Annotated in this window: 22 protein-coding genes; 13 read left to right on the top strand and 9 right to left on the bottom strand. The window is 69.0% G+C overall.

Annotated elements, in window-relative coordinates:
• Nucleotides 1–20: 20 nt before the first annotated feature.
• The gene (locus AOM45_RS40530) at nt 21–1,406 is read right to left on the bottom strand and encodes a PP2C family protein-serine/threonine phosphatase (RefSeq protein ID WP_030468815.1); all 1,386 of its coding nucleotides are present in this window, start codon (nt 1,404–1,406) and stop codon (nt 21–23) included.
• A 137-nt stretch (nt 1,407–1,543) separates the two neighbouring features.
• On the opposite strand from AOM45_RS40530, the gene AOM45_RS40535 reads away from it, so the two are divergent.
• Nucleotides 1,544–5,692, top strand: a complete 4,149-nt coding sequence (locus AOM45_RS40535; RefSeq protein WP_030468814.1) for a hybrid sensor histidine kinase/response regulator — start codon at nt 1,544–1,546, stop codon at nt 5,690–5,692.
• 74 nt (nt 5,693–5,766) lie between these two features.
• Here AOM45_RS40535 and AOM45_RS40540 read toward each other — a convergent pair whose 3' ends face one another.
• Entirely contained in the window at nt 5,767–6,135 is a 369-nt protein-coding gene (locus AOM45_RS40540; protein ID WP_236704010.1) for an STAS domain-containing protein, read from the bottom strand.
• Nucleotides 6,136–6,231: 96 nt separating this feature from the next.
• Here AOM45_RS40540 and AOM45_RS40545 point away from each other — a divergent pair, with 96 nt between their 5' ends.
• Nucleotides 6,232–6,627, top strand: coding sequence for an ATP-binding protein (locus AOM45_RS40545; RefSeq protein WP_236704011.1), 396 nt, complete (start codon nt 6,232–6,234; stop codon nt 6,625–6,627).
• A gap of 20 nt (nt 6,628–6,647) precedes the next feature.
• Complete coding sequence (locus AOM45_RS40550; RefSeq protein WP_030468811.1) at nt 6,648–6,878, top strand: DUF6480 family protein; 231 nt, start codon at nt 6,648–6,650, stop codon at nt 6,876–6,878.
• A 7-nt stretch (nt 6,879–6,885) separates the two neighbouring features.
• On the opposite strand, the gene AOM45_RS40555 is transcribed toward AOM45_RS40550, so the two are convergent.
• Nucleotides 6,886–7,119: a hypothetical protein gene (locus tag AOM45_RS40555; RefSeq protein WP_030468810.1), complete on the bottom strand. Its 234-nt coding sequence runs from the start codon at nt 7,117–7,119 to the stop codon at nt 6,886–6,888.
• Nucleotides 7,120–7,245: 126 nt separating this feature from the next.
• On the opposite strand from AOM45_RS40555, the gene AOM45_RS40560 reads away from it, so the two are divergent.
• Complete coding sequence (locus tag AOM45_RS40560) at nt 7,246–7,596, top strand: STAS domain-containing protein (protein WP_030468809.1); 351 nt, start codon at nt 7,246–7,248, stop codon at nt 7,594–7,596.
• On the opposite strand, the gene AOM45_RS40565 is transcribed toward AOM45_RS40560, so the two are convergent.
• The gene (locus AOM45_RS40565) at nt 7,593–8,477 is read right to left on the bottom strand and encodes a Ppx/GppA phosphatase family protein (protein ID WP_030468808.1); all 885 of its coding nucleotides are present in this window, start codon (nt 8,475–8,477) and stop codon (nt 7,593–7,595) included. The genes AOM45_RS40560 and AOM45_RS40565 overlap by 4 nt on opposite strands.
• Nucleotides 8,478–8,589: 112 nt before the next feature.
• Between AOM45_RS40565 and AOM45_RS52005 the strand changes: the two genes are divergently transcribed.
• The 3 genes from AOM45_RS52005 (at nt 8,590) to AOM45_RS40580 (ending at nt 11,932) form a co-directional block, all read left to right on the top strand.
• Complete coding sequence (locus AOM45_RS52005) at nt 8,590–9,576, top strand: hypothetical protein (protein ID WP_030468807.1); 987 nt, start codon at nt 8,590–8,592, stop codon at nt 9,574–9,576.
• A 5-nt stretch (nt 9,577–9,581) separates the two neighbouring features.
• Complete coding sequence (locus AOM45_RS40575; RefSeq protein WP_162185676.1) at nt 9,582–10,568, top strand: GNAT family N-acetyltransferase; 987 nt, start codon at nt 9,582–9,584, stop codon at nt 10,566–10,568.
• Nucleotides 10,569–10,726: 158 nt separating this feature from the next.
• Nucleotides 10,727–11,932, top strand: a complete 1,206-nt coding sequence (locus AOM45_RS40580) for a glycoside hydrolase family 88 protein (RefSeq protein ID WP_030468805.1) — start codon at nt 10,727–10,729, stop codon at nt 11,930–11,932.
• 244 nt (nt 11,933–12,176) lie between these two features.
• Here AOM45_RS40580 and AOM45_RS51415 read toward each other — a convergent pair whose 3' ends face one another.
• Nucleotides 12,177–12,722 carry a hypothetical protein gene (locus AOM45_RS51415; protein WP_156093928.1) on the bottom strand — a complete coding sequence of 182 codons (546 nt, stop codon included), beginning with the start codon at nt 12,720–12,722 and terminating at the stop codon, nt 12,177–12,179.
• Nucleotides 12,723–12,742: 20 nt separating this feature from the next.
• Between AOM45_RS51415 and AOM45_RS40595 the strand changes: the two genes are divergently transcribed.
• The 5 genes from AOM45_RS40595 to AOM45_RS40615 all read left to right on the top strand — a co-directional run bounded on the left by AOM45_RS40595 (nt 12,743) and on the right by AOM45_RS40615 (nt 17,473).
• Nucleotides 12,743–13,408, top strand: coding sequence for a response regulator transcription factor (locus tag AOM45_RS40595; protein ID WP_030468802.1), 666 nt, complete (start codon nt 12,743–12,745; stop codon nt 13,406–13,408).
• Nucleotides 13,405–14,685 (top strand): HAMP domain-containing sensor histidine kinase, encoded by a 1,281-nt coding sequence (locus AOM45_RS40600; protein ID WP_030468801.1) that lies wholly within the window; start codon nt 13,405–13,407, stop codon nt 14,683–14,685. Before AOM45_RS40595 ends, AOM45_RS40600 begins: the two co-directional genes overlap by 4 nt.
• 421 nt (nt 14,686–15,106) lie before the next feature.
• Nucleotides 15,107–15,730, top strand: coding sequence for a DUF4360 domain-containing protein (locus AOM45_RS40605; protein ID WP_030468800.1), 624 nt, complete (start codon nt 15,107–15,109; stop codon nt 15,728–15,730).
• 201 nt (nt 15,731–15,931) lie between these two features.
• A complete protein-coding gene (locus tag AOM45_RS40610) occupies nt 15,932–16,444 on the top strand; it encodes a hypothetical protein (RefSeq protein ID WP_030468799.1) in 513 nt (170 codons plus the stop codon).
• A 402-nt stretch (nt 16,445–16,846) separates the two neighbouring features.
• Nucleotides 16,847–17,473 (top strand): DUF4360 domain-containing protein, encoded by a 627-nt coding sequence (locus AOM45_RS40615; protein ID WP_030468798.1) that lies wholly within the window; start codon nt 16,847–16,849, stop codon nt 17,471–17,473.
• Nucleotides 17,474–17,552: 79 nt separating this feature from the next.
• Here AOM45_RS40615 and AOM45_RS40620 read toward each other — a convergent pair whose 3' ends face one another.
• From AOM45_RS40620 to AOM45_RS40635, 3 genes are all read right to left on the bottom strand, one after another.
• The gene (locus tag AOM45_RS40620) at nt 17,553–18,380 is read right to left on the bottom strand and encodes an extensin family protein (RefSeq protein ID WP_030468797.1); all 828 of its coding nucleotides are present in this window, start codon (nt 18,378–18,380) and stop codon (nt 17,553–17,555) included.
• A 129-nt stretch (nt 18,381–18,509) separates the two neighbouring features.
• Nucleotides 18,510–19,412, bottom strand: a complete 903-nt coding sequence (locus AOM45_RS53255) for an SRPBCC family protein (RefSeq protein WP_236704013.1) — start codon at nt 19,410–19,412, stop codon at nt 18,510–18,512.
• Entirely contained in the window at nt 19,409–20,677 is a 1,269-nt protein-coding gene (locus tag AOM45_RS40635) for an NAD(P)/FAD-dependent oxidoreductase (protein ID WP_035910859.1), read from the bottom strand. Before AOM45_RS40635 ends, AOM45_RS53255 begins: the two co-directional genes overlap by 4 nt.
• A gap of 184 nt (nt 20,678–20,861) precedes the next feature.
• On the opposite strand from AOM45_RS40635, the gene AOM45_RS40640 reads away from it, so the two are divergent.
• Nucleotides 20,862–22,337, top strand: a complete 1,476-nt coding sequence (locus AOM45_RS40640) for an FAD-dependent oxidoreductase (RefSeq protein ID WP_030468795.1) — start codon at nt 20,862–20,864, stop codon at nt 22,335–22,337.
• On the opposite strand, the gene paaZ is transcribed toward AOM45_RS40640, so the two are convergent.
• The gene (gene paaZ, locus AOM45_RS40645; RefSeq protein ID WP_030468794.1) at nt 22,334–24,358 is read right to left on the bottom strand and encodes a phenylacetic acid degradation bifunctional protein PaaZ; all 2,025 of its coding nucleotides are present in this window, start codon (nt 24,356–24,358) and stop codon (nt 22,334–22,336) included. The two genes, AOM45_RS40640 and paaZ, sit on opposite strands and share 4 nt — an antisense overlap.
• Nucleotides 24,359–24,398: the final 40 nt, after the last annotated feature.

Raw genomic sequence — 24,398 nt, forward strand, 5'->3', positions numbered from 1 at the left:
AATTCCACCACGCAAAGGAATCACACGGCCTGCACGGCCAGCAGCGCCAGGTCGTCGTGGTCGTCGCGGTCCAGCCACTTCAGCACGGCCTCCTCGCAGTGCCGCGCGATCTCCTCCGCCGACAAACCCTTGCACTCCTTGAGAACCGTCCGCAGCCGCTGTTCCCCGAACAGCTCGGTGCGGTCGGCGTGGGCGCGGGCCTCGGTGAAGCCGTCGGAGTACAGCACCAGCGTGTCGCCGGGTGCCAGGGTGACCTGTTCGCCGTGGAACCGGACGTCGGACAGGATGCCGACGATCGCGCCCGGCGCGCTCACCTCCTGCACGGTGCCGTCCGCGCGCAGGATCAGCGGTGCGGGGTGGCCGCCGGACGCGAGCGAGAGGCGCACTCCGCCCGACGCCAGCGGCACGAGCTCGCCGACGACGATCGTGGTGAAGAGCTTGGAACCGGTGGCGCGCAACGAGGTGTTCAGCAGGTGCAGCAGCCGCACGGGGTTCGTCTCGACGAGCGACAGCGCCTGCAACGACTGCCGCACCCGTCCACTGTGGACCGCGGCTTCCAGGCCGTGGCCGCAGACGTCGCCCAGCGCGAACGTCGCCGTGCCGTCCGTGCGCGGGTGCACGTCGTAGAAGTCGCCGCCCACCAGGGCGCGCTGGTGCGCCGGGATGAACACCGAGGCCAGCGTCACGCCGCGAACCTCCGGCAGCGGCAACGGCAACAACGCCGAGCGCAGCACCTCGATCGTCCGCTGCTGCTCGGTCAGCTTCGACGCGGATTCCAGCGCCACCGCGGCGTGTTTGCCGAACAACCGCACGCGCTCGACGTCGTGGGGCGCGAAGTCGCCGCGGCGCAGCACCACCAACGCGCCGCCGACACCCAGCGGCACGGCCAGGGCGCAGCCGAAGTCCTCCGCCACACCCCAACTACCTTCACCCAAAGAGGTGATCCTGGTCAGCGTCGAAGTGCCCGTCAGCACGTCCGTCAGCGTGGAGGCTCGACGCGGTGTGCGCGTCATCGAGGGTTCGCCGCCGCCGCACTGCCACCACTCCAGGCGGTCGCGCGTGGCGGGCACCACGGCCACGCAGTGCTCCCCCAGCAGCTCTGCCGCGAGCTGCACGATGGTCTTCAGCGTGACCTCGCGCGAGGTGCCGCCCGCGAGCCGCAGATGCGCGTGGTCGAGCGCGGAGTCCGTGAAGTACCAGGCACTCCAGCCCTCGCCGAGGTCGTGCTGGCGGCCCGCGACGTGCACGTCGAAGCGCTCGCCGAGGCACAACCGGGGGAACCGGTCGGCGGCCGCGGCGTTGCGCACGCGCACCACCCCGGCGGGATCGACGACGAGAACGGCTTCGCGCAGCCCGTCCACCAGGCGCTGCCAGCCGTCCAGGTCGATGCCCACGGCGCTGCTCATCCGCTTGTGTCCTGCGCAGACGGCCGGATCATCACGGCCTCCTGCGGGTCGTTGGCGTGCATCGCGGCATCAAGTTACCTCGCTCCCAACCTAACGTGGCAGTCTTGGCTGCGACCACCGAGGCACGGAGGCTTGGAGTGACCACGGCCAACGAAGAGACGGACGCGACCCTCGAACGGGTTCTCTCGGCGATGAGAGACCTGCGTGACGGCAACTTCCGCCGCAGGCTCGTCGTGCCGGGGAACGGGCCCGTGTCGGCGCTCGCGGACGTGTTCAACGAGATCGCGGAGCGCAACCAGTGGCTCGCCGGTGAGCTGGGCAGGGTCCGGCAGGCGGTCGGCCAGGAGGGCAGGCTCACCGAACGGGTGGCGCCCGCGGGCACCGCGGGCGGCTGGTCCCTGATCGCCGACTCGGTGAACGGCCTGGTCGAGGACCTGATGCGGCCGACGACCGAGCTGAGCCGCGTGCTCGCCGCCGTGGCCGAGGGCGACCTGACCAAGCGCATGTCCGACCAGACGCTGCGCGGCGAGTTCGCCACGCTCGGGTCGACGGTGAACGGCCTGGTCGACCAGCTGTCGTCGTTCGCGGACGAGGTGACGCGTGTCGCCCGCGAGGTCGGCACGGACGGCCGCCTGGGCGGTCAGGCGAAGGTGCCGGGCGTGGCGGGCACGTGGCGCGACCTGACCGACAACGTCAACTCGATGGCGAACAACCTCACCAACCAGGTCCGCAACATCGCCCAGGTCGCGACCGCGGTGGCGAACGGTGACCTGACCCAGAAGATCACCGTGGACGTCTCCGGCGAGATGCTGGAGCTCAAGAACACGCTGAACACGATGGTCGACCAGCTGTCGTCGTTCGCCGACGAGGTCACCCGCGTCGCCCGCGAGGTCGGCACGGACGGCAAGCTCGGCGGCCAGGCGAAGGTGCCCGGCGTCGGCGGCACGTGGCGCGACCTGACCGACAACGTGAACTTCATGGCGGAGAACCTGACCACGCAGGTCCGCAACATCGCCCAGGTCACCACCGCCGTCGCGCAGGGCGACCTGACCCAGAAGATCACCGTGGACGCGCGCGGCGAGATCCTGGAGCTCAAGTCCACGATCAACACGATGGTCGACCAGCTGTCGTCGTTCGCCGACGAGGTCACCCGCGTCGCCCGCGAGGTCGGCTCGGACGGCCGGCTGGGCGGTCAGGCGCAGGTCCCCGGCGTCGCGGGCACGTGGCGCGACCTGACGGACTCGGTGAACGTCATGGCGAACAACCTGACGACCCAGGTCCGCAACATCGCCCAGGTCACCACCGCCATCGCGCGCGGCGACCTGACCCAGAAGATCACCATCGACGCGCGCGGCGAGATCCTCGAACTGAAGACCACGATCAACACGATGGTCGACCAGCTGTCGAGCTTCGCCGACGAGGCCACGCGTGTCGCCCGCGAGGTCGGCACCGAGGGCCGTCTCGGCGGTCAGGCGCAGGTCCCCGGCGTCGCGGGCACGTGGCGCGACCTGACCGACAACGTCAACTTCATGGCGAACAACCTCACCAACCAGGTCCGCAACATCGCGCACGTCGCGACCGCGGTGGCCAACGGCGACCTGTCGCAGAAGATCACCGTCGACGCGCGCGGCGAGATCCTGGAGCTGAAGTCGACCCTGAACACGATGGTCGACCAGCTGTCGTCGTTCGCGGAGGAGGTCACCCGCGTCGCCCGCGAGGTCGGCACGGACGGCCGCCTGGGCGGTCAGGCCCGCGTGCAGGGCGTCGCCGGCACGTGGAAGGACCTGACCGACAACGTCAACCTGATGGCGGACAACCTCACCAACCAGGTCCGCAACATCGCCGCCGTCGCCACCGCGGTCGCGAACGGCGACCTCTCGAAGAAGATCACCGTCGAGGCGAAGGGCGAGGTCGCGGCCCTCGCCGAGACGCTGAACGGCATGGTCGACACCCTGCGCGCGTTCGGCGACGAGGTCACCCGTGTCGCCCGCGAGGTCGGCACCGAGGGCATCCTCGGCGGTCAGGCGCGCGTGTCCGGCGTGGCCGGCACGTGGAAGGACCTCACCGACTCGGTGAACTTCATGGCGGACAACCTGACCAACCAGGTCCGCAACATCGCCCAGGTCACCACCGCCGTCGCCCAGGGCGACCTGACGAAGAAGATCGACGTCTCGGCCCGCGGCGAGATCCTGGAGCTCAAGACCACGATCAACACGATGGTCGACCAGCTCTCGTCGTTCGCCGACGAGGTCACGCGTGTCGCCCGCGAGGTCGGCACCGAGGGCAAGCTCGGCGGCCAGGCCGAGGTCGACGGCGTGGCGGGCACGTGGTCGAAGCTGACCGACAACGTGAACCAGCTCGCGTCCAACCTGACCACCCAGGTCCGCGCGATCGCCGCTGTCGCCACCGCCGTGACCGCGGGCGACCTGACCAGGCAGATCACCGTCGACGCCTCCGGAGAGCTCGCCGAGCTCAAGGACAACGTCAACCAGATGATCGCGAACCTGAAGGAGACCACCCGCGCCAACCGCGAGCAGTACTGGCTCAAGACCAACCTGGCGCGCCTGTCCGGTCTGATGCAGGGCCACCGCGACCTCCGCGCGCTGGCGTCGTTGATCATGAGCGAGCTGACGCCGCTGGTCAGCGCCCACCACGGCGCGTTCTTCCAGGTCCAGGAGGACGACGACGCCAAGCAGACGCTGGAGCTCACCGCCTCCTACGGCTTCCGCCTGGACGCCGCCCGCGTGACGCACGTCGCGATGGGCGAGTCGCTCGTCGGCCAGTCCGCGGTCGAGAAGAAGACGATCCTGGTGAAGGACGTGCCGGGCGACTACCTGACCGTCTCGTCGGCTCTGGGCGAGTCGGCCCCGGTGAACCTGGTGATCCTGCCGATCCTGTTCCAGGGCGAGACGCTCGGCGTGATCGAGCTGGCCTCGCTGAACGTCTTCACCGACGTCCACCTGGACCTCCTCGACCAGCTCAAGGAGGCCATCGGCGTCAACGTGAACACGATGCTCGCGAACTCCCGCACCGACGCCCTCCTGACCGAGTCCCAGCGCCTGACGACCGAGCTCAGGGCCGGTTCCGAGGAGCTGGAGGACCGGGCGCGCCAGCTCCAGACGGCGTCGAAGTACAAGTCCGAGTTCATGGCGAACATGTCCCACGAGCTGCGAACCCCGCTGAACTCGCTGCTGATCCTCGCCAAGCTCCTCGCCGACAACCTCGACGGCAACCTCAACGCCAAACAGGTCGAGTTCGCCCGCACGATCCACTCGTCCGGCTCGGACCTCCTGCAGCTGATCAACGACATCCTCGACCTCACGAAGGTCGAGGCGGGCCACATGACCCTGCACGAGGACCCGGTCCGCCTGGACGAGCTCGTCCGCTACGTCGAGACGTTGTGCCTGCCGTTGACCGCGGAGAAGAACCTGGAGTTCTCCGTCAGGGTCGACCCGAACGTCCCGGAAACCCTCCGCACGGACGAGCACCGCCTGCAACAGATCCTCCGCAACCTCCTGTCCAACGCGGTGAAGTTCACCCACGACGGCGGCATCCGCCTGCACGTCCGCATGGACGACCCGTCAACGGTGGCGTTCGACGTCCACGACACGGGCATCGGCATCCCGTCGGAAAAGCTCGCCGTCATCTTCGAGGCGTTCCAGCAGGCAGACGGCACAACCTCGCGCAAGTACGGCGGCACGGGCCTGGGCCTGTCCATCAGCCGTGAACTGGCCCAACTCCTGAACGGCGCCCTCCGAGTCCGCTCCGAACCGGGCATCGGCTCGACGTTCACCCTCTGCCTGCCCCTCGGCAAGGTGGTCAACGACACCTTCGTGGTCCCGGAACCCACCCCGATCGTCGCCCCGGCCCCGGTCCTGGCCGCGTCGGGCTCAATCCGCTTCCACGGCGAAAAGGTCCTGGTCGTGGACGACGACCTGCGAAACGTCTTCGCGCTGACGAGCGTCCTGGAGCTGCACGGCCTGGAAGCCATTTACGCCGACAACGGCATAACGGGCGTGCGCGCGCTGGAGCAATACGACGACGTGGCAATTGTCCTGATGGACATCATGATGCCCGAACTCGACGGCAACGCGACGATCTCGGCCATTCGCGCAATGGAACGCTATGCCGATCTTCCGGTGATCGCGGTCACGGCGAAGGCGATGAAGGGCGACCGCGAGAAGTCACTGGCCTCCGGCGCCACCGACTACGTCACCAAACCGGTGGACACCGAGCACCTGATCCGTCTGATCGCCTACTACCTCGGCGTCTCAGCCGAAAGCTGAGGTTTTTGACGCACGCGGGGCCCTTTCGTGCTCTCTGAGTGAACGAAAGCTCCCCGCGTGCACTCAGAACCGCGTCAGCTGGCCGTGTCCGCCGACTCCTGCACCGCGGCATCCACCGTCTCGTGCAGGCTCAACACCTCAGCCACGTCCGCCAGCTCGAACAACCGGCGAACCGGTGCCTGGGTGCAGGCGATCCGCAACTGCCCACCGGCCTCAGCCAGCCGCCGGTGCCAGTCCAGCACCAGCGCCAGCCCGGTCGAGTCCATGAACTGCAACCCGGACAGATCCAGCACCGCGTGCTTGCCCGTAACGTCCGAATCGAGCCGTGCGGACAGCACGGGGACGGTGTCGATGTCCAGCTCACCGGCGACGGCGATCACTCGCCATCCCCGCTGGACCTCGCTGCCGACGTTGAGCTCCATCGTCGCCGTTCCTTCCGCCACGCCCGACTCCGTGCGACCCAAATCGTGCAGCACGGGGGCCGACCATGCGACCACCGGGGGGCTGAAAGATCCGAACGGGCCGCCGGATGTGCGACGATGCGCCTTGTGTTGAACGACCCACTGGCTGAGGTGCGGGTGACCCTGACCGCCGAGGGCGGCTCGTGCGCTCGGGCACGTCAGGTGGTGCGTGACGCCGCTTCGTCGTGGGGTCTGTCCGAGGACCTCTCGGACGACGCGCAGCTCGTCGTGACCGAGCTCGTGTCGAACGGGATCGACCACGGTGAGGGACCGATCACACTCACCGTGAGCAGGAAGACGGGCGGCATGCTCGTCGAGGTGCACGACGAGTCGCCGAAGCAGCCTCAGCTCAGACCCGTGGACCCCAGCTCGGCGCGTGGCCGGGGGATGCAGCTGGTGCAGGCGTTGAGCGTGCGCTGGGGCACCACACCCGGTGATGACGGGAAAGTGGTCTGGGCCGAGTTGGCGTCCTGAAAACGGGTACTTCACACCCCATGACAGCGACACCGCCTGATCCCGACCCTCAGCGCACGCCAGGACTGGAGCCCGGAGGCGGGGTGCGGCCCGGTGACACCCCGCCGGAGTCCGGGCAGACCTCGGGTCTGTCCCACCGCGAACCGACCCCTCCGAAGGCGACCACCGGACGCATCGTGATCGCGCTCATCGTGCTGATCGCCGTTCTGGTGGCCGCGATGATGCTGACCCAGGCCTTCCTGCTCGCCTAGTTCGGCACTAGTTGCCGGAAAGACGCGACGCCAGCAGGCGCTTGCCCTGCTCGGCACCCTTGCGGCTGTCGGTCTGCGCCTTCTTGAAGAACTCCGCGAGCTCGTTGTCACCGTCGCGTTCCGCGTCCTGGATGAACGTCTCCAGGCGCAGCGCGTTGTCGAGGCACGCCTCGGTGAACCAGAGGATGTTGTAGTCCTTGTCCTTCGTACCCGTGACGTGACCGGTCTCCGTGGTCGACACGGCTCCTCCTCGTCTATCAGGGAATTTGTGGTCACTCGGCGTGTACCCGGCGTGGCCTGGGGAAAACCGGCTCGGCTTGTGGTCGCCCTCCGGTGGCGCGTACGGTCGGTGCGGACGGGAGTCCACATGAACCAGCTTCGACAGAGAACTACCTACGTCCAGTCCATCCCGATCGTCGCTCTCACCGGCGAGATCGACATGATGTCCTCAGCCCCGGTGACCAGCAGGATCGCCGAGCTGCTCGACCGCAAGCCGCCCGCACTGGTGATCGACCTGCGGGAAGTGCGGTTCTTCGGTTCCGAGGGGATTCGCACCCTCGTGGAGACCCAGAGCCAGGCCGACGAGCTCGGCGTGAAGTTCGGCGTCGTCAGCGACAGCAGAGTCGTGTTGCGCCCATTGGAAATGACGGCCGTCGACCAGCTTCTGTTGCTGTTCAACGACGTCGACGACGCCGTCACGGCGCTGAACGGTTGCTAGGCGGCTGACTCCGCCCGGCTGCGCGAGCGCTCCACGAGATCCAGCAGCAGGCCTTCTTTCGTGGACCACGGCGAGATGTCCACGACGTCGTGCCCCGAGACCTCCATCAACGCCTCCGCGACCACCGCGCCCGCCAGCGACTGCTGGGCCCGGTGGCGGGAGATCCCCGGCAGGGCCGCGCGTTCGCGCACCGAGAGCTTCGCCAGCCGGGGGATCCACTTCTCCAGGTCCTTGAGCCGCAACTGGCGGGACACGTACGTGCCGTTGCGCGCTCCGGCGAGCCGGGCCAGCTGTTCGAACACCTTCGAGCACCCCACCGCGCGAGCGCTCTCATCGCGCGGGAACGCGGCGGCGATCCGGTCGCGGACCTCGGCCCGCATGTCGTGCACGGTCAGCCCGGCCCGCGTCAAAGTCCGCGCCCCCAAGGGCAACGACACCGCGCGGTCCGGCTCCGCACCGGATCCCGCCGCCAGCTCGACGGTGCCGCCGCCGACGTCCAGCACGACCATCGGGCCGGCGCTGAAACCGAACCAGTGCCGCGCCGCGGTGTAGGAAAGGCGTGCTTCTTCCTTGCCCGACAAGACTTTCAGCTCGACGCCGGTGCGTCTCGCGACTTTGCGCATGACCTCGGCGGCGTTCGAGCTGTCGCGCACGGACGACGTGGCGACCGGGAGGAAGGGGACGTCGCCCGCACTCTTGCGGGCGGCGAGCACGGCGGCGCACAGCGACTCGATGCCGGCCTTGCTGATCGCCCCGTCCGAGTCCAGCTCCCGGTCCAGCCGGAGCCGCACCTTGTGGGACACCAGCGGACGCAGCAGGTCTCGTTCCACGACCACCAGGTGTGCGCTGAAGCACCCGACGTCCAGAACACCTACCGACATCCGCCACCTTCCTTCTGCCAAGTCCTCTTTACCACCCCATCGACGGCCATTGTGCGGAACTCAGCACCCGAACAGGCAATCCTGGACCGATGAGATGCGTTACAGTCACCCGATGTCACTGGCGGAGATCCCTTCCCGGCTCGAACGCGCCCTGAAATCGGCAGATCGCGGCGTGATCGTCCTGGCAGTGGACGGTCTCTCCTCGGACGTGGCCAAACAGTCCTGGCTGTCGGCCTCCACCACCTCCACGCTCTCCTCGACCGTGCCGTCGACGTCCGCGACGGCGTGGCTGACCGCGTTGACCGGCGTTCCCGCCGACGTCCACCGCGTGCCGGGAACGGTGTACCGCAACGGATCCGGCCTCGTGCACGCCATCACCGGCGCACCCGTGATCCCGGACCTGCCGACCGTGCTGGAACGGCACGGCGCCACCGTCGCGGCCCGCGAGCTCGACCACCTCGAAGGCACCTGGGCCCAGGCCCTCCTGCGGGGGTGCACCCGGATACCCGCGCCCCCGCGCCACAAACTCGCCGCCCAGGCGGACGATCCGCCCCTGCTCGTGGCGAACGTGGTGGCCGACCTGGACAAGGCGCTGCCGGACGCCAGGTTCCTCTGGACGTACGTGAACGTCGACGACCACGTGCACCGCAACGGGTACGACGAGTCGGTGCACGAGGCGATGCTGCGTCTGGACGCACACGCTTCCCGTTGGGCCGCACAGGGCTGGACCGTCGTGGCGCACTCCGACCACGGCCAGGTCGCCGTCGACCCCGATCCCGACCTGGTCGAGGCCTGGGACGCGATCGTGCGCGAGGAGTGCGTGATTCCCTCCGGCGGCGCGGGACGGATGCGATGGCTGTACCCGAAGGCCGAACGCCTGGACTCCGTTTTCGACCGCGTGGCAACGACTCTGGGCTCCACGGCCACCGTGCACCACGCCGGCGACCTCGGTCTGCCGCAACCGGAGGCCGGTCCGGTCGTGGCGGTCGCCGCGTCGCCGAGGTTCCCGATCCCGGACCCTTCCAGGAAGTTCGAGCACGGCGGCCTGAGCAGGGACGAGATCGACGTGCCCTTCGCGGTCTGGCAGGCCGTACAGTAGGTGGGGTGCGCATCGAGTTTTCGAGCTCCATAAGGGAAATCGATGCTGCCGATTGGGATTCGGTGGTCCGCGAGAGCGGTGCGCCGGTCTTCTACGAGCACGCGTACCTCACCGCCTTCGAACAGGCGCCGCTGACGGACGTCGAGTCGTTCGCGTACTTCGTGGCACGTGACGGTGACAAGCCCGTCGCCGTGACGCCCGCCTACCTCCAGACGGCACCGGATCCGTTGCGCCACCTGCACGAGGCGTACCCGGAGGCACGCGACCAACGCGCGCTGCTCAGCCACACCTGGCACTGCTACGACACGCGCGTGCCGGCCACCGCGGAGGTCCTGCCGAGGCTGCTCGACGCCATGATCCGCACGGCGTCGATCTTCAAGGCGCAGTGGTGCGGCTTCCAGAACGTCCGGCGCGGCGGCGAACTCTCTGCGGCGTTGCGGGCGAACGGTCTGCCCGCACGCCACCTCGCCGCCAGGTGGTCCACCGAACTCGGGTCCTACGAGCACTACCTCGCCCGGCTGAGCCAGCGCGCACGGGCGAACCTGCGCCGCAACGAACGCCGAGCGCGGGAGGCCGGCGTCGTGACCGAGGTCGTGGGCGTCGACGACGCCGCGCTCGACGAGATCACCCTGCTGTGCGACAAGACCGCGACCCGTTACGACAACGGCGGGTTCTTCTCCGGGCCGGCGTTCGCCAAGTTCGTGACCGCGCTCGGCGACCTCACGCACGTGGTCGAGGTCCGGCAGCACGGCAGGCTCGTCGCGGCCGGGGTCTGCCTCACCGACGCGACCCGCTTCCACACGTGGAGATGCGGTGTCGACTACGCGGTCGACGGCCGGTACAGCCCGTACGGCGTGTTGTTCGCCGAGTCGGTCAGGCTGGCGATCCGCCTCGGCAGGACCACGCTGGAGGACGGCAGGGGCAACGCGAGCTTCAAGCGGCGGCACGGACTGAGCCCGCGCCCTCTCGACGCCACGCTGATCCGAATCTGAATTGTTCACCCTTGTGAACAATTCTTTTCCAACGTCGGAATCCAGCCCGTTCACGTATCTGACCAGCTGAATCAATTTTTGACTTCTCTTTGCAGACCTTGATCGGATCTGACAGGGTGGCGCCGGGCGCAAGGACATGAAAGGGACTGGACGGTCTCGTGAATCTGTCTCGACGCACCCTTCTGGCGTCTGCCGCGGCCACTCCCCTGCTCACCGGAGCCGGGGTCGCACTCGGTGCCGGGGAGGCTGCCGCTTCCCCGGCCGAGCTGCGCGGCGCGCTCGACTACGGGCTCACCAAGCTGAGGGCGGTCGCACCGGGCATCACGTCGTTCCCGGAGATCACCCGGTTCGAGAAGTGGACCTACGTCGCCGACGGCGGCTGGATCGGCGGTTTCTGGCCGGGCACGTTGTGGCTCGCGCACCTCGACAGCGGCGACGCCGGGTTCCGCGCGCTGGCCGAGGCCGCGAACGACAGGCTGGCACCGCGCCGCCTCGAACCGCGCGACCACGACCTGGGGTTCCTGTTCTACCCGTCCTGGGTCACCGCCTACCGGCTCACCGGCGACACGAAGTGGCGTGACGGCGCGGTCGACGCGGCGACCACGCTGATCCAGCGCTGGAACGCCACCGGGAAGTTCATCCGCGCGTGGGGCAAGCTCGGCACGCCGGGCAACGCGGGCCGCGTCATCATCGACACGATGATGAACCTGGACCTGCTCGCGTTCGCGACCGAGCAGACCGGCGACCGCAAGTTCCTCGACATCGCGATCGCCCACGCCAGAACCACGCAGACGCACTTCGTCCGCGCGGACGGCTCGACGCCGCACGTGTTCGACTTCAACCCGGACACCGGCGCGCCGATCGGCCCGAACACCGTGCAGGGCTACAGCCCCACGTCCTGCTGGGCGCGCGGCCAGGCGTGGGGCATCTACGGCTTCACGACGATGTACCGCCGCACGGGCCTGCGCGAGTTCCGCGACACCGCCCGCAGGATGGCCGACTTCGCGCTGTCCGCGCTCACGCCGGATCACGTGCCGGTGTGGGACTACCGCTCTCCGTTGGGCGCCAACGACGTCAAGGACTCGTCGGCGGGCGCGATCATGGCGTGCGGCCTGCTCGACCTGGCCAAGGCCACCGGCTCCGGGCGTTACCGCGAGCGGGCGCTGAAGATCCTCGACGGCCTGGTCGGCACGTGCCTCACCACGAGGTCGGCGCGCGCCGAGGCGATCATGGCACGTGGCACCCGCAACCGGCCGTCCGAGGACGGCGTGGAGGTCTCGCTGCCGTACGGCGACTACTACCTGTTCGAGGCGATCCTGCGCGTGCTCAAGCCCGCCCAGATCGCGAAGGCCATCGGCCTGTAGCCGTGCCGTGAGTGCACGCGGGGAGCTTTCGTTCGCTTGGAGCGCACGCAACGTCCCCGCGTGCGGTGAAAGTACGCGGGGAGCTTTCGTACTCTCCTGGAGGACGCAGCGTCCCCGCGTACTCACCTCAACGACGAAAGCTCCCCGCGTGCTCACCTCAAGGACGAAAGCTCCCCGCGTGCTCACCTGAGTACGAAAGCTCCCCGCGTACTCTCCTGGAGGACGAAGGGGCCCCGCGTGCGGCTCACTTCTCGATGACGCGGGCGGTGGGGCCGTTCGACCACGTCGCTTCCAGGCGGGAGAGGCGGCCCTCGGCGTTGCGGAAATTCACCACCAGCGGGCCGCCGGGCTGTTCCACCGCCACCGACCAGCCGTCCGCGGGAGTCGCCGACAACGCCTCCACCCCGGAAGAGCGGTAGCGCACGACCACGTCACCGCCGCGCAGGTGGAACGCGTGGACGTACGAGCCGTCCGACTGCCATTCCCCCTGCGGAAGTTGAGCCGAGGTGGGACGCGCATCCGTACTACTGGGAGGAGCCGGAACGGACGAACTGGGAGGCCTGGTGGACGAGGGCGTGACAGGCGACGGGCTGATCGAGGCGCCGTCGTCGGGCACCGGAACGCTGATCGAGGTGACGGTCGGCATCGGCAGCACCGCCGGCCCCGTCGGGGAGTTCACCGCGGCCACGGGCGCGGGTTCCATCGCCAACCGGATGCCGAACCAGGACAGGCCGATGGTCACGGCGGTCACCAACGCCCAGGCGACCAGGTATCCGATCGACCGTCTCACCGCGAGGACCCTCCCGTAGCATGGCATCGGTACTGCTGGTCGAGGACGACCCGGTGGTGCGGGCGGCGATCACGCGCGCTCTCACGGGCCAGGGCCACATCGTGCACGGTGTCGCGCTCGCGATCGAGGCTTTGCGCGAAGTCACCGCCAACAGCTACGACGTCGTGGTGCTCGACCTCGGGCTCCCCGACCTCGACGGCGGTGACGCGCTGCGGATGATCCGAGGCGTCACGAACACCCCGGTCGTGATCGCGACCGCCCGCGACGACGAGGCCGAGATCATCCGGCTGCTCAACGCGGGCGCGGACGACTACCTCGTGAAGCCCTTCTCCAGCGAGCACCTGGAAGCGCGGCTGCAGGCCGTGCTCCGGCGTGCGCGGGACAGCAAGCAGCTCGTCGTCGGCGGCCTGGAGATCGACGTCAACCTCCGCAGGGCCACTGTGGACGGTCAGGACCTCTCCTTGACGCACAAGGAGTTCGAGCTGCTGTCGTATCTCGCGGCACGGCAGGGCGAGGTCGTCCCGCGCGCCGAGATCCTCGCGAACGTGTGGCCGTCGACGCGCGACGACCAGACCCTCGACGTCCACCTCTCGTGGTTGCGCCGCAAGCTCGGTGAACGGGCCGCGCAGCCGCGGTACCTGCACACGGTGCGCGGGGTCGGCGTTCGTCTGGTCGCACCGAGATGAGGCGGTCACTGGTCCTGGTCGCTCTCGCGGCGACCAGTCTGGTGGCGCTGGCTTTCCTCATCCCACTCGCTCTCGTCGTCAAGAGCGCGGCGTACGAGCGCGCACTCGGCGAGGCCGAGAAGCAGGCCAACGCGCTCGTCCCGGCGCTGGTGATCACCAAGAAGGCCGCGGACATCCGGCAGGCCATCCGCAGCACCCCGTACGGCGCGCAGCAGCGACTCGCGGTGCACACCGGTGTCCCGGCCGGCACCCTCGGCACCTCTCACATCACCGCCGCCAACCTCGAGGAGGCCCGAAAACTGGCGACGGCTTCCACTGTCGAGCGGCCTGATGGCATCTCCTATCTCCAGCCGCTGGCCACCAGTGCCAACGGGGTCGCGATCATCGAGGCGTTCGTGCCGCGCGAGCAGCTCACCCACGGCGTGATCGGCACGTGGTGGGCGCTGGCCGGTGTCGCGGTCGGGCTCGTCGCCATCTCGGTGTTCGTCGCCGACCGCCTGGGCGCCCGCGCCGTCAAGGCCACGCGCCGCCTGGCGGAGGGCGCCAGGCGGATGGGCCAGGGCGACCTCACGGTCCGCGTCCCGGTGAAGGGACCGCCGGAGCTCGCGGAGGTCGGCAGGGCGTTCAACACGATGGCCGAACGCGTCCGGCACCTCCTCGCCGCCGAACGGGAGGTGGTCGCCGACCTCTCGCACCGCCTCAGAACACCCCTCACGGCCCTTCTCCTGGACGCGGATGCCCTCGGACAGGGGTCGGGGGCGGATCGCGTGCGCACGGCCGTTCAGGGGCTTGAGAGAGAGGTCGGCGAGATCATCAAGGCGGCCCGGTCCGGCCTCCAGCCCGACAACAGCGGGGTCGACGCGGCGAGCGTCGTCCGCGACCGGCTGGTGTTCTGGTCCGCGCTCGCCGACGACCAGGAGCGCCCGTGGACCGTCCGGGGCGCCGACAAGCCCGCCCACGTGCCGCTGTCCCGCACCGATCTCACCGCCGCGCTGGACGCGTTGCTGGGCAACGTGTTCCGGTACACGCCGGAGGGCACCCGGTTCGCCGTCACCCTGGTGCACCAGGCCGATCTGGTGGCGCTCGTGGTCGAGGACGCCGGTCCCGGCATCGCGGACACCGAACGGGCGGTGCGGCGCGGCGCCAGCGGTGGTGGTTCCACCGGCCTGGGACTCGACATCGCCCGTCGCGCCGCGGAGAGCACGGGTGGTTCTCTCCACGTCGACCGCGGGCCGTTGGGTGGGGCGCGCGTGCAATTGAGGCTCCGGAGGCACTAGGCGCCCTCGTGGGGCGGGAAAAAGAACACCGCCGGCGGCGAACGGACCGTGGGACGGGTCCGTCGCCGCCGGCGGGCACCGGCCGGCTGCGCCGCACCGCTGCCGCACCACCGAGTTCCGAGCAGGAGGGTGGAACCCGATGAGCAGTGCGCGCTCGCCTTCCCACACCGGTGTAAGAGGTGGATCAGCCGGGGCTCTCGGCGTCTGGTGTGGGGACCGGCGTATTCAGCTGGTCTGTGTGATCGTTTTTGCGATCTGACACGAAGTTAGCCGACGGGCCGCCGTCGCCAATCCACCGTTCAGACGATTAATCCGTTTTAAATATATTTAAGTTCGCCCGGTCGGCTGTCCTCGGGTTAAGTCCATTTAAGATAGCGTCGCTGCCACGCCGCCATCCATCCCCCGAAATGAAAGGCGCCTCATGCTCAGTGTGATGGCAGCAACGAGTTTGGCAGTGTCGCTCCTCGTCGCCCCCGAGGCGCCGAGCACCGCGGATGTCGTTCCTCCCGGAAAAATCACCGTCGACGTCGTCACGGTCAACGGTTCCGGGTGCCCGGCGGGAACAGCCGCCGTCGCCGTCGCGGACGACAACACCGCATTCACGGTCACTTACAGCGACTACACAGCGCAGGCCGGTTCCGGATCGTCACCGACGGACTTCCGCAAGAACTGCCAGCTGAACCTGCGCGTGCACTACCCGCAGGGCTTCACCTTCGGCATCGCGAAGGCGGACTACCGCGGGTTCGCACACTTACCCAGAGGCGCGAAGGGCATGCAACGCGCCAGCTACTACTTCTCCGGCTCGTCCTCCACGGGCACGAGCACGCACAACATCAACGCCCCCATCACCGACAACTGGCAGTTCACCGACTCCACGGACGTCGCGGAGATCGTCTTCGCACCGTGCGGCATGGTGCGGAACCTGAACGTGAACACCGAGGTGCGCGCGTTCACGAACTCCTCCAACCAGCCGGCGTTCGTGTCCATGGACTCGACCGACGGCAGCGTCAACACCCGCTACCAGTTCGCCTGGAAGCGATGCTGAGCGAAATTGATCACGGAGCGCGCCCGGCGTTCCACGCACGGTGAACGCCGGGCCCTCTCACCGTGACCCGCACGTGACTTTTGACGGGTGAGTCAACCAGGCCATTGCTTCCTCCGTATACCCATGTAGATTCCCGCTCACCGCGACGGCCATTCGGGTGACCGTCGTTGGATCGCGCGCCGCACGCGAAACGGAGGCAGAATGCAGGCGAACGCCCAGACCGCCCAGGTCGACGACCTGACACTCATCGCGCTGCCAACCGCGGTGAACTGCGCGGATCTGTTCGTGCGCTTCACCCTCGGTGAATGGCGGCTGCGCAACATGATCGGCGAGTGCTCGGCCGTCGCGTGCGCGCTGGTGGAAGCGGCGATCGAGTCCGCGGACCCCAAGACCTCGCGGCTGATCACGCTGCGGCTGAGGCTGAGCGGCGACTACCTCGTCATCGAGCTGGAGGCGGCCCGGTTCACGATGCCGCCCACCTCGCCAGACCTGCGCACCGGCGAGCTGCAACTCGCCGGCGGCATCAAGCTGATCTGGTGCGAGCTCGCGCTGCCGACCGGCGTGAACGCCAACGCGGTGCCGCTGCCCCGGCGCGAGAAGCGCCGTTCCCCCGCGGCCGAGGCGCTGGGCGACGAGCCGGACGTCGACCCCGAGCTCATCCAGCGCATCCTGTTCGGCCTCGGCGGCTCGATGGGCGGCGGCAACCAGCGGTAAACCGCTTCACCACGAGTTTCACCCGGAAAGGCGCGTCCATCAGTGGACGCGCCTTTTCCGTGCCGGACCGGCACGCCGGTGTGGACACTTCACGAATTGAGTTCCACCGCCCAGACGCGCGCTGCTCCGTTCGAGGCGTGTTACATTCCCGCGGCGCCGGAGCCTCACGTTTCTGAACAGCGTTCTTGCGGTACGGGTGGAAATTGACCGACGCATTCCCCGGCTCGACCCCCAGATGCTGTAACCGATCGAACACAAAATGTGACAAATAGTTGGCGCGCATTTAATTGCGCCCACACCCGGCAATGTTGCTCTGGTTGGCGGACGGTTCTTGAACACCCTTTCCGATACGGTCTCGTATCACGCCGCCCGAACTGTCCTGCACATTCGGAAAGGTGTCTCATGATTAGCGCACTGGCTGCGGCCGGTCTGGCTCTGTCCACCATCGTCATTCCCCCGGCCGCGGATCCGCCCCCGCCGGGACAGATCACCATCGACGTCGTGACCGTCAACGGCTCCGGTTGTCGCCTCGGTACGGCCGCCGTCGCGGTGTCCCCCGACAACAAGGCTTTCACCGTGACCTACAGCGAGTACCTGGCTCAGGTGGGCCCGCAGGCGAGGCCCACCGATTTCCGCAAGAACTGCCAGCTGAACCTCAAAGTCAACGTGCCGGGCGGATTCACCTACGGAATCGCGCAGGCCGACTACAGAGGCTTCGCCGACCTGCAGAGGGGAGCGAAGGGCACGACGAAGGCGAGCTACTACTTCCAGGGCATGTCGGACACCGACCAGCGCTCGAAGACGTTCAACGGCGGTATCAGCGACAACTGGCAGGTCACGCACAAGACGGACGTCGCCGCCATCATCTACCACCCGTGCGGGGAGAGGCGGAACTTCAACGTCAACACCGAACTGCGCGTGGAGAAGGGCACGTCGGACCCGACGAAGACCAGCTTCATGACGATGGATTCGACCGACGTCTCATTCTCGACGCTGTACCACTTCGCGTGGAAGAAGTGCCCCAAGTAGGAGACGGCACCTCGACAGCAGCAGAAGGCCCCTTGGTTCCCGCCGCACGGGACCAAGGGGCCTTCTGCTGCCACCGCGGTCAGATGTTCTGGTTCGCGAAGCCCTTGGTCGCGATCTTCGACAGCATCGCCTGCCACACGGAGGAGCTGGTGTGCGGGTCGCCGGTCACGCCGAGCGCGGACTTGAGCCCGTTGAACGCGGACTGCGTGGCGGGGCCCCAGTCGCCGTCGATCGCGATGCCCGCGGCGCGGAAGTTGTTGCACACGGCCTGAACGAACTTCGTGTCGGACTCGGAGTCCTTGAGCACGCGGACCGGCATGCCACCGAAGTCGGAGTGGATGTGGTCGGCGTGGTCGGCGTTGTACCAGCCGTCGAGGACGTAGCGGAACCGGCGGCGGCACACGGCTTCCGTCGCGAGGTAGCGCTTGCGGACCGACGCGGTGCCCGACGCGTGGGCCTTGTCGAGGGGCGAGATGGTGTTGCCGCCGGACCAGCGGACGTGGTCGAGGTCCATCGCGGTGCCGGCGCCGTGCTGGCCCGGCTTGTCGACGTAGAAACCGGCGGAGACGATGTAGCTGATCGAGCCGTAGGCCGACGAGAGCGAGCGCAGGTCCCGGATCCAGGCGACGAGCGCGTTGTAGAACGCGTCGGTGCACTGCCAGTTGCGCAGGGTGGTGTTGCCGCGGTTGGAACGCCAGTAGTAGACGGGCGTGCCGTCGATCTTCTGGAACGTCATCATCGCCAGGGCACCGGCCTCGGCGGCCTGGATCTCCGCGTCGGTGTGCTGGTCGGCGATCTTCGGGTCGGCACTCGCCAGGCCCGGAGCGATGGTGGACAGGCCGGCGAGACCGGCGACGGCCGCCGCGCCCGTGACGAAGCCGCGCCTGGTGACGTTGTTCTCGAACACCCCAGTTCTCCCTCTGTGTCCTCGCCGGGGCGGACAGGACGAGGGGCCTGTCTCACCACCGGCGCGACGGAGTCTAGGGATCACGTTCAGAACGGGGAATCCGCTCTGACCTGGGGTTTTCCTTTGTCTTTACCGCACTGACCCGAGCACGCGGATCAGGCTCTTCTCGGTGTCGTTGCCCAGTTTCTCGAGCGCCAGCTTCGCCACCGGAGCGCCGAGCTTCGCCAGTCCGTTGAACTCGAGGTGGGCGTGGTAGCCGATCCTCGTCGTGCCGGACGTGGAGCCGGCGGTGATCGAGATGTCGTCGGTCGCGGTGGCGGTGTCGTTGCGGCCGACGAACTGGAGCCCGTTCGGGTCGTCGCGGGTGAGCTCGTAGACCAGCTCGGTCTTGCGGCCCAGGAACGTCGACACGTTGCGCCAGCGGGAACCGACCTCGACGGGTCCCTCGTCGAGCCGCGTGCACGTGACGGTGCCCGGATCCCACTGCTCGGTGCGGGCGAAGTCGCGCAGGTACTCCACGACCCCCTCGGGCGAGGACGCGACGGTGAACGTGCGCTCGACGTCGACACCGGTCTGCTGCGGCGCGTTGAACGACCGCGGCGCGAGGCGAAGTCGTTGCCGCTCAGCCAGTTCCGCCTGACTCTCGGCCCGGCGCAGCAACCGGTCCAGCCGTTCCGCGTCGACGCCGGGCAACGTCTGCAGCGTGCGCCACATCGTCGCCTTGGCGTCGATGCCGGTGCGCAACGCCTCCAGCTCGAGCACGTCGCTCAGCGGAGAACGGCCCAGCAGCCTGCCGTTGAGCTTGAGCCTGCCCGCCTTCTCGGTGAGCCAGCCGATCGCTTCCTTGTGCGGGCGCGGCTCGACGCCGAACGAGCGCATGACGTCGAGGAGCTCCTTGCGGTCGGCGTCGACGTCGTCCGCGAGGACGCGCAGTTCGGGGTGCGTGCGGCTGATGCGACGCGCGAGCTCGGTGCCCGCGGACGCCCCGGCCAGGTGGTCGTTGAGGTAGATGCCCAGCAGCTCCGTGTTCACAGCTTTTCCCGTTCCTTCGCTTGCACCGGTTCGAGGATGATCGGCTGGGCGCGGCGTCCGGTGACGATGTTCCACGCCCACTGGGTCAGCACCGCGGCCCGGTTGCGCCACCCGACCAGGAACGCGATGTGCACGACCGCCCAGGCCGCCTTGCCGATCAACCCCTTGAGCCGCAGCTTCTTGATGTCGGCGACGGCGTCACCGGGCGAGATCGTCGCCATCGTGCCGAGGTCGAGGTACCTGAACGGCTTGGCTTCGCGGCCCCGCAGCCGTGCCTTGATGACGCGGGCGACGTGGTGCCCTTCCTGGATGGCGGGTTCGGCGATGCCGGGCAGGTCGTCGAGGTTGACCATGTCACCGATGGCGAAGACGTTCCCGGTGACCGAGCAGTCCGCCGGGTTCACCACGATGCGGCCCTTGCGGTCGGTTTCGGCACCGGTGGCCTCGGCGAGCTTGCGCGCCAGCGGAGAGGCCTGCACCCCGGCCGCCCAGATGATCGTCCGCGCCTCGACCCGGTCGCCGTCCTTGGTGGTGATGCCCTCGTCGTCGATCGTCTCGGCCATGGCGCCGGTCATGACGGTGATGCCGAGCTGTTCGAGCTTGCGGTGGGTGTGCCTGCGCAGCGGTTCGGAGAACGGCGGCAGCACGTGCGGTGCGGCGTCCAGCAGCGTGATCCGGATGTCGCGCGGGTCGATCTCCCGGAACTGGCCCTTCAACGCCCGCCGCGCGAGGTCCGCGAGCTGCCCGGCGAGCTCCACCCCGGTGGGCCCGGCCCCGACCACCGCGAACGACAGCCACTGCTTCGGGTCATCCGACGCCACCGCCGTCTCGAACGCCCGCAACAACCGCGACCGCAGGTCAACGGCCTGTTCGAGGGTCTTCATCGGCGGCGCCGACGCGGCCCACTCGTCGTGCCCGAAGTAGCTGTCCCGCGCGCCCGCCGCGACGACCAGCGTGTCGTACGCGACCTCCCGCGACCGCCCGTCCGTCACGTCGACGTGGACCAGCCGGTTCGTGGTGTCGAACCCGGTCACCTCCCCCAGCAGCACACGGGCGTTGCGCTGCTTGCGCAGGATCGCCCGGAACGCCGGCGCGACGTCGCCCGCGGGCAGCAGGGCGGTCGCCACCTGGTACAGCAGGGGCTGGAACAGGTGGTGGTTGGTGCGGTCGATCAACGTGACCTCGACGTCGGCGCGTTTGAGCCCGCGCACGACACCCAGGCCGCCGAAACCACCACCGACAACGACTACGCGGTGCTTACCCATGCGTGTCACGTACCCACTCGAGGCGCCCCCTATCCGGCCACGCCCGGGCTGTGCGCCGGGAGGGGCCGCACGCGGTCTCGTGGCGGGCCTCGCCCACGCCCGGCCCCGGCCGCCCGCCCGGCCCTCGACAGCGGCCACCCGTTCCACCCGCATACCAACTCCGAACGCCGGGTATCCGCCCGCCATGACCACCACTGCTGACCAGTCGCTCTGGCTCGCCGCCCTGGGCACTCCCCGGCCCCCTCTCACCGGCGAGCACACCTACGACGTGGCCGTGGTCGGCGGTGGCATCACCGGCCTCACCACGGCCCTGCTGCTCAAGCGGCGCGGGCTGAGCGTGGTCGTGCTGGAGGCCGACCGGGTCGCGTCCGGCGTGTCCGGCAACAACACCGCCAAGGTCACCGCCCTCCAGTCCACTGTGTACTCGCAGATCCGGCGCACCCACGGCCTCGCCGCCGCCACCGACTACGCCACGGCGTCCCAGGCCGCCGTCGCCCAGGTCGCGGACCTGGTGAAGCTCGAAGGCATCGAGTGCGACCTGCGCCGAGCGCCCGCCGTCACCTACGCCTACACCGAGTCCGAGGTGCAGGACGTCGACCACGAGCTGATCACGGCCCGCCAGGTCGGTTTGCCGGTGCGCGCCAGCGTCGACGTCGACCTGCCGTTCGAGGTGCACGCGGCGATCAGGCTCGACGACCAGATCGCGCTGCACCCGGTGAAGTACCTGCGGGGACTGGCGAACGCGGTCGACGGTGGGGGCAGCAGGGTGTGCGAGCACAGCCGCGTGATCGACGTGACGGGCACGCGGGCGTCCACTGAGGACGGTCACGTCAACGCCTCGCAAATCGTGATCGCCACGCACTTCCCGACGCTGGACCGGGGTCTGTACTTCGCGCGCATGGAGCTGACCCGCGCCTACTGCATCGCGGCGCGCGTCCCCGACCCGCCGGAGTCGCTCGCCATCAGCACCGGCAGCCCGTCGTGGTCGGTGGCGGCGCACGGGGACAAGCTGATCCTCGCCGGCCAGAGCCACCCGACCGGCAAGCCCGCCGTGGAACCGTTCCGCCGGCTGGAGGACTTCGCGCGCAGGCACTGGCAGGTAGAGGAGATCACCCACCGCTGGTCGGCGCAGGACCCGACGTCCTACGACCACCTGCCGATGATCGGCAGCTACACGCCGGGCAGCGACACCCTGTTCACCGCCACCGGCTACATGAAGTGGGGGCTCACCAGCGGCACGTTCGCGGCGTCACTGCTCGCGGACCTCGTGACCAGCAAGCCGAACGACCTGGCCGAGCGCTTCAGCCCGCACCGGCTGTCGCTGAAGTCGTTGCCGGAGCTCGTGAAGAAGAACGCCGAGGTCGCGGTGCAGCTGGTCGGCGACAGGGTGATGCCCGCCGACGCGACGTCCAGCGAGAACCTGCCGCGCGACCACGCCCACGTCATCCGCGACGGGCTGGGCAAGACCGGCGTCTACCGCGACGCCGACGGGCAGCTGCACGCGGTGTCGTTGCGCTGCACGCACCTCGGGTGCCTGGTGCGGTTCAACGCCGCCGAACGCAGCTGGGACTGCCCGTGCCACGGGTCGCGGTTCGACGTCGACGGGGAGGTGCTGGAGGGGCCGGCGACCAAGCCCCTCCCGAGACGCGAAGCCCGCTAGTTCTTCTTGGCCACCAACGTCAGCACGTCGTAGCGAGCCACTGACTCGCCCTTCTGGTTCACCACGTCGGCGTCCCAGCGCACCTCGCCGTACTCCTGGTCCTCCCGCGGCGTGATCTGCTTGACGGTCAGCGTCACCGTCAGCGTGTCGCCGGGGAACGTCGGAGTGAGGAAGCGCAGATTCTCCAGGCCGTAGTTGGCCAGCACCGGGCCGGGCTCCGGCGAGACGAACAGGCCCGCCGCGAACGACACCACGAGGTAGCCGTGCGCGACCCGTCCACCGAAGAACGGGTTCGCCGCGGCGGCCTCCTCGTCCATGTGCGCGTAGAACGTGTCACCGGTGAACGACGCGAAGTGCTCGATGTCCTCCAGCGTCACCTCGCGCGGGCCGGCGACGACCGTGTCACCGAGCCGCAGCTCGGCCAGCGTCTTGCGGAACGGGTGCACCGCGTCGTCGCGGCGGGGCGCGCCGGTCACCCAGCGGTTCGTGACCGCGGCCAGCGTGCGCGGGCTGCCCTGCACGGCCGTGCGCTGCATGTGGTGCAGCACGCCGCGCATGCCGCCCATCTCCTCGCCGCCGCCGGCACGTCCGGGGCCGCCGTGCACCAGCATCGGCAGCGGGGAGCCGTGGCCGGTCGACTCGCCGGCGTCCTCGCGGTCGAGCACCAGCAACCGGCCGTGCCACGGCGCCACGCCGATCACGACGTCGCGCACGAAGTCGGTGTCGGCGGACACGATCGAGCCGACCAGCGAACCGGAACCGCGCGCGGCCAGCGCGACGGCGTCGTCGGCCGACGAGTACGGCATCAGCGTCGACACCGGCCCGAACGCCTCGACCTCGTGCGGCTGCACGGCGTCAGCGGAAGCACGCAGCAGCATCGGCGACATGAACGCACCGCGCTCGGCATCCGCGTCCACAAGGGACAGAGGGCCGTCGCCGTAGACGACCGAGGCGTTCTCCTGCAACGCCTTGAGCGACCGGCGGACCTCTTCACGCTGCTCCAGACCGGCGAGCGCACCCATCTTCACCGACTTGTCCGCCGGGTTGCCGATCACGACCTCGGCCAGCCGGGCCGCCGTCGCCTCGGCCACCGCGTCCATCAACGACTCGGGCACCAGCGCGCGCCGGATCGCGGTGCACTTCTGCCCCGCCTTGGTCGTCATCTCGGTCACCAGCTGGCCGACGAACAGGTCGAACTCGGGCGTGCCGGGCGTGGCGTCGGGGCCGAGGATCGAGCAGTTCAGCGAGTCCGCCTCGGCGTTGAACCGCACCGACGACCGGATCACGGCCTGGTGCGTGCGCAGGTGCTGGGCGGTCGACGCGGACCCGGTGAAACCGACCAGGTCCTGCGGGGTCAGGTGGTCCAGCAGGTCGCCGGCCGAACCGCAGACGAGCTGCAGCGAGCCCTCGGGCAGCAGCCCCGACGCGAGCATGAGCTCGACCATCTTCTCGGTCACGTAGGCGGTCTGGGACGCGGGCTTGATCAGCGACGGCACCCCGGCGATGAACGCGGGCGCGAACTTCTCCAGAGGCCCCCACATGGGGAAGTTGAAGGCGTTGATCTGCACCGCGACACCGCGCAACGGCGTGCAGATGTGCTGACCGACGAACGTGCCGCCACGGCCCAGCGGCTCCAGCGCGCCGTCGACGAACACCTTGTCGTTCGGCAGCTCGCGCTTGGCCTTGGACGCGTACCCGAGCAGCACGCCGAAGCCGCCGTCGATGTCGACCCACGAGTCGGACTTGGTGGCACCGGTGCGCGCGGACAGCGCGTACAGCTCGGCCTTGTGCTCCTTCAGGTACAGCCCGAGCGCCTTGAGCAGCTGCGCGCGCTGGTGGAACGTGAGCTCGCGCAACGCAGGCCCGCCGACCTCGCGGCCGTACCGCAGCGCCGCCCCCATGTCGATGCCCGCGGACGAGATCCGGGCGATCTCCTCCCCGGTCACGGCGTCGTGCAACGGCGCGCCCTCCACGGACGGCGTGTGCCATCCACCCGACACGTAGCTGCGCAGCAAGCTCATCGAGCCAACCTCCTGAAGCGGGGGCCGACGGATCCTCATC

Source organism: Lentzea aerocolonigenes (genome assembly GCF_000974445.1).
Classification (GTDB): Bacteria; Actinomycetota; Actinomycetes; order Mycobacteriales; family Pseudonocardiaceae; genus Lentzea; species Lentzea aerocolonigenes.

Coding starts and splice junctions, on each gene's coding strand:
- paaZ (WP_030468794.1), bottom strand. CDS start 24,358: ATGAGCTTGCTGCGCAGCTACGTGTCGGGTGGATGGCACACGCCGTCC.
- AOM45_RS52005 (WP_030468807.1), top strand. CDS start 8,590: ATGTCACTGGCGGAGATCCCTTCCCGGCTCGAACGCGCCCTGAAATCG.
- AOM45_RS40635 (WP_035910859.1), bottom strand. CDS start 20,677: ATGGGTAAGCACCGCGTAGTCGTTGTCGGTGGTGGTTTCGGCGGCCTG.
- AOM45_RS40615 (WP_030468798.1), top strand. CDS start 16,847: ATGATTAGCGCACTGGCTGCGGCCGGTCTGGCTCTGTCCACCATCGTC.
- AOM45_RS40595 (WP_030468802.1), top strand. CDS start 12,743: ATGGCATCGGTACTGCTGGTCGAGGACGACCCGGTGGTGCGGGCGGCG.
- AOM45_RS40550 (WP_030468811.1), top strand. CDS start 6,648: ATGACAGCGACACCGCCTGATCCCGACCCTCAGCGCACGCCAGGACTG.
- AOM45_RS40610 (WP_030468799.1), top strand. CDS start 15,932: ATGCAGGCGAACGCCCAGACCGCCCAGGTCGACGACCTGACACTCATC.
- AOM45_RS40560 (WP_030468809.1), top strand. CDS start 7,246: ATGAACCAGCTTCGACAGAGAACTACCTACGTCCAGTCCATCCCGATC.
- AOM45_RS40565 (WP_030468808.1), bottom strand. CDS start 8,477: ATGTCGGTAGGTGTTCTGGACGTCGGGTGCTTCAGCGCACACCTGGTG.
- AOM45_RS40600 (WP_030468801.1), top strand. CDS start 13,405: ATGAGGCGGTCACTGGTCCTGGTCGCTCTCGCGGCGACCAGTCTGGTG.
- AOM45_RS40640 (WP_030468795.1), top strand. CDS start 20,862: ATGACCACCACTGCTGACCAGTCGCTCTGGCTCGCCGCCCTGGGCACT.
- AOM45_RS40545 (WP_236704011.1), top strand. CDS start 6,232: ATGCGCCTTGTGTTGAACGACCCACTGGCTGAGGTGCGGGTGACCCTG.
- AOM45_RS40605 (WP_030468800.1), top strand. CDS start 15,107: ATGCTCAGTGTGATGGCAGCAACGAGTTTGGCAGTGTCGCTCCTCGTC.
- AOM45_RS40530 (WP_030468815.1), bottom strand. CDS start 1,406: ATGAGCAGCGCCGTGGGCATCGACCTGGACGGCTGGCAGCGCCTGGTG.